Raw genomic sequence first — 11,612 nt, forward strand, 5'->3', positions numbered from 1 at the left:
GTGCCAACGAATATTCGGAGGATAGCGACGCAGGGTGCTGCCACGATGGGCCGCGTGACCGTACCGCGACCGAACGTCCACGCTTCGCCCGTATGGGAGATCGCCCCGCTCCCCGTTGACGACCCCGTGTCGAGGGACCTGCTGTGGCGGTACTACGACGACATCGTCAGCCGCTACTACGGCAGGCCGATGACCCCGCGGGAGATCGACGACCTGCTCACCGAGCACACCAGTGACGACCTCGCCGGTCCCCACGGGCACTTCCTCGTCGGCCGCCGCGACGGCGAGCCGGCCGGCTGCGCGGGCGTCCGCCTCCTGGCCCCCGGCGTCGCCGAGCTGCGCCGCGTGTGGGTCGTCCCCGGCGCCCGCCGCACCGGCGGCGCCGCACTGCTGGTCACCGCCGCCGAACGCGCGGCACGCGAACGACTGGGCGCCGCCGTGATCCGCCTCGACACCCGGGCCGACCTGGTCGAGGCACGGGCCCTGTACGCGAAACTGGGCTACCACGAGGTCCCCGACTACAACGGCGAACGCTACGCCGACCACTGGTTCGAGAAGCGTCTGGGCCCGGACTCCGGCGCGGCATAGGCCCAGGCTCGTGGCCGGGCGGCCGGGCTCCGCAATAATGCAGCGGTAGTCCAGCCAGAAAGCAGGTCGCACATCGTGACGACAACGGTCTCGGTCGAGCGCAGGATCGCCGAGGAACTCGGCGTACGGGAAGGTCAGGTCAGATCGGCGGTCGAGCTGCTCGACGGCGGCGCGACCGTGCCGTTCGTGGCCCGGTACCGCAAGGAGGCGACGGACGGCCTCGACGACGCCCAGCTGCGGACGCTGGAGGAGCGCCTGCGCTACCTGCGCGAAATGGACGAGCGGCGGGCCGCCATCCTGGAGTCCATCGAGTCCCAGGGCAAGCTCGACGACGCCCTGAAGGCGCAGATCCTCGCCGCGGACTCCAAGGCGCGCCTCGAGGACATCTACCTGCCCTACAAGCCCAAGCGGCGCACCAAGGCGCAGATCGCCCGCGAGGCCGGCCTGGAGCCGCTCGCCGACCGCCTCCTCGGCGACCCGTCCCTGGAACCGCAGGCCGAGGCCGCCGGGTTCGTCGACGCGGACAAGGGCGTCGCCGACGCCGCGGCGGCGCTGGAGGGCGCCCGCGCGATCCTCACCGAGCGGTGGTCCGAGGACGCCGACCTCGTCGGGGGACTGCGCACCCGGATGTGGGAGCGGGGCCGGCTCGTCGCCAAGGTGCGCGAGGGCAAGGAGGAGGCGGGCGCGAAGTTCGCGGACTACTTCGACTTCGCCGAGCCGTTCACCAAGCTCCCCTCGCACCGTGTGCTCGCCATGCTGCGCGGCGAGAAGGAGGAGGTCCTCGACCTCACCATGGAGCCCGAGGAGCCGGTCGCGGAGGGCCCCTCCAGCTTCGAGCGCACGATCGCCCACCACTTCGGCGTCGCCGACCGCGGCCGCCCCGCCGACAAGTGGCTCGCCGACAGCGTTCGCTGGGCCTGGCGCACCCGCTTCCTGGTCCGGCTCGGCCTCGACCTGCGCGTCCAGCTGCGCCAGGACGCCGAGGACGAGGCGGTCCGGGTCTTCGCCGCCAACCTGCGCGACCTGCTGCTCGCCGCCCCCGCCGGCACGCGCGCCACCATGGGCCTGGACCCGGGCTTCCGCACCGGCGTCAAGGTGGCCGTGGTCGACGCGACGGGCAAGGTCGTCGCCACCGACACGATCTACCCGCACGTGCCGCGCAACCAGTGGGACGCCTCCATCGCGACGCTCGCCCGGCTCGCCGCCGCCCACGAGGTCGACCTGGTCGCCATCGGCAACGGAACCGCCTCCCGCGAGACCGACAGGCTCGCCGCGGACCTCATCAAGCGGCACCCGGAACTGAAGCTGACCAAGGCCGTGGTGTCCGAGGCGGGCGCCTCGGTCTACTCCGCCTCCGCCTACGCCTCCGCCGAGCTCCCCGAGCTCGACGTGTCGCTGCGCGGCGCCGTCTCCATCGCCCGCCGCCTCCAGGACCCGCTCGCCGAACTCGTCAAGATCGACCCCAAGTCGATCGGCGTCGGCCAGTACCAGCACGACCTGTCCGAGGTGAAGCTCTCGCGCTCCCTCGACGCGGTCGTCGAGGACTGCGTGAACGGCGTCGGCGTCGACGTCAACACCGCCTCCGTGCCGCTGTTGCGCCGCGTCTCCGGCATCACCGAGGGCCTGGCCGCCAACATCGTCGCCCACCGCGACGCCAACGGCCCGTTCCGCCGGCGCACCGCCCTGAAGGACGTGGCCCGGCTCGGCCCCAAGGCGTACGAGCAGTGCGCCGGGTTCCTGCGGATCCCCGACGGCGACGACCCCCTGGACGCCTCCAGCGTGCACCCCGAGTCCTACCCCGTCGTACGGCGCATGAGCACTGCGGCGGGCACCGACATCAGGGCGCTCATCGGCAACACCACGGTGCTGCGCGGGCTGGCGCCGCGGGAGTTCGTCGACGACACCTTCGGTCTGCCGACGGTCACCGACATCCTCTCCGAACTGGAGAAGCCCGGACGTGACCCGCGGCCCGCCTTCAAGACCGCCGCCTTCAAGGAGGGCGTCGAGGAGCTCAAGGACCTCAGGCCCGGCATGCTCCTGGAGGGCGTCGTCACCAATGTCGCGGCCTTCGGCGCCTTCGTGGACGTCGGCGTCCACCAGGACGGGCTCGTGCACGTCTCGGCGATGTCCAGGAACTTCGTCAGCGACCCGCGCGAGGTGGTCAAGCCCGGCGACATCGTCCGCGTCAAGGTGCTCGACGTCGACATCCCGCGCAAGCGCATCTCCCTCACCCTCCGTCTGGAGGACGAGGCGAGCGCGCCCAAGGGCAACGCCGGCGGTGGACGTCCCGAGCGCGGCGGCCGCCCCGACCGGCCCGACCGCCGCGGCGGCAACCCGCCCCGCCAGTCCCGCGGCGGCGACCGCGACCGGGACCGCCCGGCCCCCGGCGGCGCGATGGCCGACGCCCTGCGCCGCGCCGGGCTCGACAAGGGTCTCGGCGGGGGCAACAACGGCCGCCGCGGCTGATCCCACCGTGAGGCACTGAGGCCCTGAGGCGCGCTCCCCGGAGGACCGGGGGAGCGCGCCTCGGCGTGTTCTCAGCGGCAGACCGTCCCCGCCGGCGGGAGCACGCCGCTCAGCAGGTAGCGGTCGACCGCGGCGTCGACGCACGCGCTTCCGGGCTGCAGGTAGGCGGTGTGCCCGTCGCCGTCCCAGGTCAGCAGCCGGGCCGAAGGGAGCTGCCGGGTGAGTGCCCGCGCCCAGGCGTACGGGGTGGCCGGGTCGCGCAGGGTGCCGACGACCAGGATCGGCGCCGTGGGAGGGACCGTGACGGCCTGCGCGGGCCGGTCCGGGCCGACGGGCCAGTGGGCGCAGGTGCTGAGCAGCCCGGTGTAGTACGCCCCGAACTGGGGCGAGGCACGGAGGAAGGCGGGGAGCAGCGCCTCGGCCTGCGCGGGGGTGAACACGGGCCCGAGCGCTGCGCTCAGACAGCTGACGGCCGTGAACCCCACGTCGGCGACGGCCTCCTCCTCCGGGGCGGAGAGCCTTTGGAGCGCGGCGGTGCCACCGGAGGCGGACACCACCTCGCCCAGGGCCAGGCGCAGTTCCTCCCACGCGGGCTGCTTGAGCCCCGACACGACGGTGACAAGCAGGTCGTCCCCCGTGACGGTGACGTCCTTGCCCTCCTGGCGCGGGCTCCGGTCGAGGCGGGCGACCAGGGCGTCCAGGACGCGGCCCGCCTCCTCGACGGAGTGGCCGACCGGGCAGTCGGGGCGGCGCGCGCAGTCGGCGGCGAAGGCCTCCCAGGCCACCTGGTAGCCGTGTGCGGGATCCAGGAAGCGGTGGTAGCCGTCGACCGTGGGGTCCACGGCGCCGTCGAGGACCATGCGGCCGACCCGGGAGGGGAAGAGCTCGGCGTAGACGGTGCCCAGGTAGGTGCCGTAGGAGAAGCCGAAGAAGTGCAGGCGGTCGTCCCCGACGAGGGCGCGCACCAGGTCCATGTCGCGGGCCACGTCCGGGGTGCCGATGTGCGGCAGCAGCCACCCGGCGTGCCGCCGGCACGCGTCGGCGGTCTTCTCACGGGCCTCGTCCAGGGCCTCGAAGTCCGGCTTCCCGGCGGTGAGCGGGCGGGCTTCGGCGAGGTTCGCCGCAACCTCGGTGCCGCAGTCCACCGGGGTGCTGGCGCCGACGCCACGCGGGTCGACGGCGACCAGGTCGTAGGCGGCGCGTACCGAGGGCGGGAACTCTTCGGCGAGATCCTGCAGGCCGCCGATGGCGGAGTCACCGGGCCCGCCGGGGTTGTACAGCAGCGAGCCGATGCGGTGCGCCCCGCTCCCCGTGGACGTCAGGCGGGTGGCGGCCAGGGTGATGTCGCCCGCTTCGGGGTGTGCGTAGTCCAGCGGCGCATTGAGGGTCGTGCACTGGAAGGACGGCTTGTCCTCGCACGGTCTCCAGGCGAGCCGCTGCGCGTAGTAGCGGGTCAGCCGCGGCGTCACGGCCTCGGTGTGCACGGAGCCGGCCGGCGCCAGGCGGGTCACGGGTGACGCCCCGCCGCGGAGGGAGGAACACGCGGTCGCGAGGAGGGCGCACGCGCCCAGCACCGCGACCGCGCGGCGTCGTCCCCTCCTGCGTGCGTGGCCGGTGTGCCGGACAGCGTCCATCGCTCAGCCTTTCTGGTGCCCTGGTGGTGTGGCGTCCTGCTGCCCGTCAGCCGCACACGGTGCCGTCGGGTGGGAGCCGGCCGTGCAGGAAGTAGCCGTCGACGGCCGTGTCGACGCAGGCGCTGCCCTGCTGGTAGGCGGTGTGCCCGTCGCCGTCCCAGGTGAGCAGCCGCCCGGAGGAGAGCTGGGCGGCCAGTGCCCGGGCCTGCTCGTAGGGGGTGGCGGGGTCGCGGGTGGTGCCGACGACGAGGATCGGCGGGGCGCCGCGGGCGCTGATCCGGTGCGGGACCTGCGTGGGCCGCGTCGGCCAGTCGGCGCACATGGGGAGGAACCCGGCGTAGTACGCGCCGAACTGGGGGGCCGCGCGGCGGAACTCGGGCACGGCCGCGAGCGTCTGCGCCGCGGTCGACCGCGGTCCCAGCGCGGAGCTCAGGCAGTTGATCGCGGCGAGGGACTGCTCACCCGGCCCGCCGTCGTCCTCCGTGCCGGGCAGCGGTCGCCAGGCGGCGGCGTCGCCCGCCGCCACCTCGCGGAGCAGGTTGCGCAGTGCGCCCCAGGCCGGAGCCGCGAGTGCCGAGGTGACCGCGGTGAGCAGATCGTCGCCGGTGGGGGAGACGCCGTGGCCGCCCGCACTTCCGGAGGCCTCGTCGAGTCCCGCGACCAGGCCGTCAAGGATGCGGCCCGCGTCCTTGACCGAGTGGCCGACCGGGCAGCCGGGGCGGGTGACGCAGTCGGCGGCGAAGGCCTCCCAGGCCACCTGGTAACCGCGTGCCATGCCGAGCGTGGCGCGGTAGGCGCCCATGTCCGGGTCGATGGCGCCGTCGAGGACCATGCGGCCGACGCGGGAGGGGAAGAGCTCCGCATAGGTGGCCCCCAGGTAACTGCCGTAGGAGTAGCCGAGGAAGCCCAGCCGGTCGTCGCCGAGCAGGGCCCGTACGACGTCCATGTCCCGTGCGGCGTCGGGGGTGCCGACGTGGGGCAGGAGCCGCCCCGCGCGACGTGCGCACGCGTCGGCGACCAGGGCGAGGCCCGGCTCGGGGTCCCCGGCGGCGGCCCCGGGGACCGATGGGCCCGTCCCGCAGTCGACCGGGGCGCTGCGGCCCACGCCCCGGGGGTCGACGCCGACCAGGTCGTACGCGGCGCGCATCGCGGGGGAGAAGCCGTCGGCGAAGGACAGCACATCGTCGACCGCCGACACGCCGGGCCCGCCGGGGTTGAGCAGCAGCGAGCCGATGCGGACCGCGCGCGGGCCGGTGGCCCTGTGGCGGACGACCGCCAGCCGGATGTCGCCCGCCTGCGGGTGGGCGTAGTCCAGGGGCACCGTCACCGTGGTGCACTGGAACGACGCCCCTTCCCGGCAGGGCTGCCAGTCGAGCCTCTGCCGGTAGTAGCGCGACACGTCCGGCGGCGCGGACGAGGCCGCCGACGAGGCTGCCGACGCCGCCGCCGAGGCTGCCGAGGCGACCGGAGTGGCCGGGGCGGCCGCGGACGCGGCCGCGGACCGCTTCGCGCCCGCCGTCCGGTGCGCGCGCTGGGGCGAACAGGCGGCCAGCACCAGGCAGGCGCTCAGCAGCCCGCCCGCGATGCGCCTGCCCCGGCCGGACAGGGGACGTGCGGCCTGCACGGCGGCCACCGCCCGTCAGACGCAGACCGTGCCGGTGGACGGGAGCTGACCTTTCGTCAGGTAGCTGTCGACGGCGCTCTCGACGCAGGTGCTGCCCTGGTGGTAGGCGGTGTGCCCGTCGCCGTCCCAGGTCAGGAGCCGTCCGGAGGAGAGCTCCCGGGCGAGCGCCTGTGCCCACGGGTACGGGGTGGCCGGGTCGCGGAGGGTGCCCACGACCAGGATCGGTGCGGCGCCGGCCGCGGTGATCCGGTGCGCCGGCTGGTCAGGGCGGACGGGCCAATGGGTGCACATCGGCAGGGTCCCGGCGTAGTACTCGGCGAACTGCGGTGCTTCGCGGCGGAATTCGGGCAGCGCCGCCTGCGCCTGCGCGACGGTCGACCACGTGCCCAGGGTGGAGCTCAGGCACGACACCGCGTAGTACGACTGGTCGCCCGGATCGGTTTCCTCGTCCACGCCGAGGAGCGCCTGTACGGCCGTGGTGTCGCCGGCCCGCACCCCCTCCAGCGCGGCGCGCAGCGCCTCCCAGGCCGGGGCCCGCAGCCCGAGGACGACCGCGCTGAGGAGGGAGTCCCCCGTGACGGTGATGTCCTTGCCCTGCCGGAGGGGGGTGCGGTTCAGCGTGGCCACCAGGGTGTCGAGGATGCGGCCGGCCTCCTGGACCGAGCGGCCCACGGGACAGTCGGGCCGGGTGGCGCACTCCGCGGCGAAGGACTTCCAGGCGACCTCGTACCCCCGGGCCTGGCCGATGGTGAAGTCGTACCCGTCGAGGGCGGGGTCGACGGCGCCGTCGAGGACCATGCGGCCGACGCGGGAGGGGAAGAGCCCGGCGTAGGTGGCGCCCAGGTAGGTGCCGTACGAGAAGCCCAGGTAATGGAGCTGCCGGTCGCCCAGCACGGCGCGTACGACGTCCATGTCTCGGGCGGCGTCCTCGGTGCCCACGTGCGGCAGCAACCGCCCCGCGTGCCGGCCGCATTCGGCCGCGACCTGCGCGTAGCCCGCGGCCGAGGCGTCGATGTCCGCCCTGCGCGCGCCGGGGTCCGGGGCGGCCGCGGGGGTGTCCTTGGCGCAGTCCACCAGGGTGCTGGCGCCGACACCGCGCGGGTCGACCGCCACCAGGTCGTACGCTGCGCGCACCGCGGGGGAGAAGGAGTCCACGTTGCCGAGCAGGTAGGCGATCGCGGACGAGCCCGGTCCGCCGGGGTTCATCTGCAGCGAGCCGACGCGTGCGGCGCCGTTCCCGGTGGCCCTCTGGCGTATCGCGGCCAGGGTGATGTCGCCTCCCTCGGGGTGGTCGTAGTCCAGCGGCACCGTGATGGTGGCGCACTGGAACGACGGCACCGCGGCGCAGGCCTTCCAGCCCGGTTTCTGCCCGTAGTAGCGGGCCAGGTCCGCCGGTGCGGCGGTGGCGGCGCCCCCGGCGGGTGCCCAGGCCGGCGTCTGCCGGAGGTCGCCCGCCGCGCACGCGGTGAGCAGCAGCCCGCAGCTGCCGAGCACGGCGATGAAGCCGTGGAGCCTGCGTCGGGGTGCGTTCATGGCCACGCCTTTCTGTGCGCCGCGCGGAGCGCGGGGCGGGTGGTCGCGTCAGCGGCAGATCGCGCCGGTGGGCGGGAGCAGACCGCGCAACAGGTAGTCGTCGACGGCCGTGTCGACGCAGCGGCTGCCGCGCTGGTAGGCGGTGTGCCCGTCGCCGTCCCAGGTCAGGAGACGCCCGGAGGAGAGCTGGGCGGCCAGTGCCCGGGCCTGGTCGTAGGGGGTGGCGGGGTCGCGGGTGGTGCCGATCACGAGGATCGGCCCGGCGCCCCGGGCGCTGACGCGCCGCGGGAGCTGCGTGGGCCGCGTCGGCCAGTGGGCGCACGTCGACAGGTCCTCGTTGTAGAACGCCCCGAACTGGGGCGAGGCCCGCAGGAATTCGGGCAGCGCCGCGAGCGTCTGGGCGGGGGTCGACCGCGATTCGAGCGCGGAGCTCAGGCAGTTGACCGCCGTCATGGACTCGTCACCGGACGCGGTGTCGTCCTCGGAGCCCACGAGCTCCCGCAGCACGGTGGTGTCACCCGAGGTCACCCCGTCCAGCACCGCGCGCAGCGTCTCCCAGTCGGGCGCGCGCAATGCGGTGACGACCGTGCCGAGCAGGGTCTCGCCGTCGAGGTGGCCCTCCTTGCCCTGCCGCACCGGGGCGCGGTCGAGGGCGGCCACGAGGGAGTCCAGCGTGCGGCCCGCCTCCTTGACGGAGTGGCCGACCGGGCAGTGCCTGCGGCGGGCGCAGTCGGCGGCGAAGGACTCCCAGGCGATCTGGTACCCGCGGGCCTGGTTGAGGTAGGCGTGGTAGCCGTCCATGGCCGGGTCGACCGCGCCGTCCAGGACGACCCGGCCGACGCGGGAGGGGAAGAGCTCGGCGTAGGTGGCGCCCAGGTAGGTGCCGTACGAGAAGCCGAGGAAGTGCAGGCGGTCCTCGCCCAGCGCGGCGCGTACGACGTCCATGTCCCGGGCCGCGTCGAGGGTGCCGACGTGCGGCAGCAGCTGCCCGGCGTGCCGCGCGCAGTCCGCGGCGACCTTGGCGTGGTAGGCGGCCCACGTGTTGATGACCGTGGCCTCGTCCGAAGGGAGCGCCCCCCGCGTCCCGGCACCCGGGGGAGCGGCGGAGCCGCAGTCCACCGGCGAGCTGTGGCCGACGCCGCGCGGGTCGACCGCGACCAGGTCGTACGAGGCGCGCAGGGCGGGGGAGTACCTGTCGGCGTAGGCCCGCAGATCGTCGATGGCGGACAGACCGGGGCCGCCGGGGTTGATCTGGAGTGCGCCGACGCGGGCGGCGCCGTGGCCGCGGGCCTGCCTGCGGATCGCGGCCAGGGAGAGGTCACCCGCTCCCGGGTGCGCGTAGTCCCGCGGCACCTTGAGCCTCGTGCACTGGAACGACCGGTCCCGGCAGGGCAACCAGCGCAGCTCCTGCGTGTAGTAGCGCCGCAGGTCCACGCGGATCGCGTCGGCCGCCGCGCTCGCGGAGGCCCCGGCGGGAGTGGGTGCGGCGGTCCTGTGCGTGTGCGTCGCGGCGGTGCAGGTGGCGAGCAGCAGCCCGAAGGCGACCAGTACGGCGAGTGCGCAGAGCAGTCCGCGCCCGGGTATTCGGCCGGTGGCCGGGACAGGCTTCATCGCCACGCCTTCGTTTCCGCCCGTTGCGAGACGCGGGGCTGGTCGGCATCGGTGAGCGGCCGCGGGGGCGGGCCCGGCGCCGCGTCCCGGCAGGGAGCGGCCACGCCGTCCCCCCACCCTTCGCTGCGTAACCAGGTCATCACAGATCGTGCAGGGGGGATCGCCGGGCTGGGCCGAACGCGTGAACCCGCCGTGCCACCCCCGTGCCGGCGCGCGCCACAAGTACCCGTACAGCCCCCACAAGTTGACCGGTATCGCTCTGGCCCCCCGGACCGGGCCGCGGCTAGCGTCCGCGGGTGCCCTCACCCATGCGCACCACCCGCCCCCGTACCGACCGCATCCGCATACGGACGACCTCCCTGGTGGCGACCGTGATCGCCGCCCTCGCCGCCGTCCTCCTCCCCGTGGCCACCGTGCAGGCCGCCTCCCCCGGCGGGACCGTCCGGCACGGACTGAGCCGGCCGGACTACTCGTACGCCGACGCGATCCGCGAGGCGGTCTGGGTCGAGACGGGCCGCGACGACGACGGCGACGGCCGCGCCGACCGGGTCGCCGCCGACATCGTGCGGCCCCGCGAGCCCGCGGCCGCCGGCCGCAAGGTGCCGGTGATCATGGACGCGAGTCCCTACTACTCGTGCTGCGGACGCGGCAACGAGAGCCAGTTGAAGACCTACGACGACCAGGGCCGCATGGTCCAGGCCCCGTTGTACTACGACAACTACTTCGTCCCCCGCGGCTACGCCGTCGTCCTGGTCGACCTGGCCGGCACCAACCGCTCCGACGGCTGCGTGGACGTCGGCGGCCCCTCCGACATCGGCTCGGCCAAGGCGGTGATCGACTGGCTGAACGGCCGGGCCGAGGGCTACACCTCCCGTACCGGCTCCCGGCCCGCGAGCGCCCGCTGGTCCACCGGCGACGTCGGCATGATCGGCAAGAGCTGGGACGGGACGATCGCCAACGGCGTCGCCGCGACCGGGGTGCGCGGCCTGCGCACGATCGTGCCGATCAGCGCCATCAGCTCCTGGTACGACTACTACTTCCAGCAGGGCGCCGCCCTCTACGACTCCGGCCCCGACTGGCTGTCGGACTACGTCGAGAGCCCGGCCGCCCGCGCCCGCTGCGCCGCGGTGCAGCAGCGCATCGTGGACGGAGCCCCGCGCAGCGGCGACTGGACCGGGTTCTGGAATGAACGCGACTACACCAAGGACGCCGGCAAGGTCCGCGCCAGCGTCTTCGCCGTCCACGGCATGCAGGACCTCAACGTCCGCACCAAGCACTTCGGCCAGTGGTGGAGCGCGCTCGCCGCGCACGGCGTGGAGCGCAAGGTGTGGCTGTCGCAGACCGGCCACGTCGACCCCTTCGACTTCCGGCGCGAGGCATGGGTGTCCACCCTGCACCGCTGGTTCGACCACTATCTGCTGGGCGTCCGCAACGGCGTGGAGCGCGAGCCCGGCGCCGACGTCGAACGCTCCCCCGACCACTGGACGACCGACCGCTCCTGGCCCCCCGCCGGCACCGGACCCGCCCGGCTGAGCCTGCGGCCCGGCACCACCCCGGGCCTGGGCACCCTCGGGCTCGGCCCGGCCGCGCCCGGCAGTACGGCGGCCTTCACCGACGCGCCCCAGGAGTGGGAGGAGGACTGGGCCGCCGGCGCGGACACCCCGAGCGCCTCCAGGGCCGTCTTCACCACCGGCACCCTCGCCCGCGACCTGCGGCTGTCCGGCAGCGGCACGGTCACCCTCACCGCGTCCTCCTCGACCACCAGCGCCCACCTGTCCGCGGTCCTGGTCGACCTCGGGCCGGACACCGTCCGGGACTTCCTGGGCGCCAAGGAGGGCATCGCCGACCTGGCCACGCGCTCGTGCTGGGGTGAGAGCACGGCGGGCGACAGCGCCTGCTTCCGCGACACCGCGGCCGACACCGCCGACGTCGCCCACACCGTGGTGAGCCGCGGCTGGGCCGATCTCGGGCACACCGCGTCCGCATGGCACGGGCGTCCGCTCGTCCCGGGCCGCGCCTACACGGCCACCGTCACCCTGGGCGCCACCGACCACGTCGTGCCCGCCGGGCACCGGCTCGCGCTGATCGTCGCGGGCACCGACGCGGGACTGGTCGAGCCCCCCGACACCACCCCCACCGTCACCCTCGACCTGGCC

Annotated in this window: 7 protein-coding genes; 3 read left to right on the plus strand and 4 right to left on the minus strand. The window is 74.7% G+C overall.

Features of this window, described 5'->3' with window-relative positions; all coding sequences use genetic code 11:
• Positions 1–45: 45 nt before the first annotated feature.
• Positions 46–588: a GNAT family N-acetyltransferase gene (locus PV341_RS23915; protein ID WP_500323206.1), complete on the plus strand. Its 543-nt coding sequence runs from the start codon at positions 46–48 to the stop codon at positions 586–588.
• Positions 589–663: 75 nt separating this feature from the next.
• Positions 664–3,054, plus strand: coding sequence for a Tex family protein (locus PV341_RS23920; RefSeq protein ID WP_500358932.1), 2,391 nt, complete (start codon positions 664–666; stop codon positions 3,052–3,054).
• A 71-nt stretch (positions 3,055–3,125) separates the two neighbouring features.
• On the opposite strand, the gene PV341_RS23925 is transcribed toward PV341_RS23920, so the two are convergent.
• The 4 genes from PV341_RS23925 to PV341_RS23940 all read right to left on the minus strand — a co-directional run bounded on the left by PV341_RS23925 (position 3,126) and on the right by PV341_RS23940 (position 9,456).
• Complete coding sequence (locus tag PV341_RS23925) at positions 3,126–4,565, minus strand: alpha/beta hydrolase (RefSeq protein WP_500323208.1); 1,440 nt, start codon at positions 4,563–4,565, stop codon at positions 3,126–3,128.
• A 169-nt stretch (positions 4,566–4,734) separates the two neighbouring features.
• The gene (locus PV341_RS23930; RefSeq protein ID WP_500358933.1) at positions 4,735–6,312 is read right to left on the minus strand and encodes an alpha/beta hydrolase; all 1,578 of its coding nucleotides are present in this window, start codon (positions 6,310–6,312) and stop codon (positions 4,735–4,737) included.
• Positions 6,313–6,327: 15 nt separating this feature from the next.
• Positions 6,328–7,845, minus strand: a complete 1,518-nt coding sequence (locus PV341_RS23935) for an alpha/beta hydrolase (RefSeq protein ID WP_500358934.1) — start codon at positions 7,843–7,845, stop codon at positions 6,328–6,330.
• Between the two features lie 48 nt (positions 7,846–7,893).
• The gene (locus PV341_RS23940) at positions 7,894–9,456 is read right to left on the minus strand and encodes an alpha/beta hydrolase (protein WP_500358935.1); all 1,563 of its coding nucleotides are present in this window, start codon (positions 9,454–9,456) and stop codon (positions 7,894–7,896) included.
• Between the two features lie 308 nt (positions 9,457–9,764).
• Between PV341_RS23940 and PV341_RS23945 the strand changes: the two genes are divergently transcribed.
• On the plus strand, positions 9,765–11,612 hold a 1,848-nt coding region (locus PV341_RS23945), incomplete at its 3' end, for a Xaa-Pro dipeptidyl-peptidase (RefSeq protein ID WP_500358936.1).

It is taken from the genome of Streptomyces sp. PA03-1a (genome assembly GCF_033792805.1).
GTDB lineage: Bacteria > Actinomycetota > Actinomycetes > Streptomycetales > Streptomycetaceae > Actinacidiphila.

What these genes read in the sequence shown, in the direction of transcription:
- PV341_RS23915 (WP_500323206.1), top strand. Translation starts at nt 46, where the DNA reads ATGGGCCGCGTGACCGTACCGCGACCGAACGTCCACGCTTCGCCCGTA.
- PV341_RS23935 (WP_500358934.1), bottom strand. Translation starts at nt 7,845, where the DNA reads ATGAACGCACCCCGACGCAGGCTCCACGGCTTCATCGCCGTGCTCGGC.
- PV341_RS23940 (WP_500358935.1), bottom strand. Translation starts at nt 9,456, where the DNA reads ATGAAGCCTGTCCCGGCCACCGGCCGAATACCCGGGCGCGGACTGCTC.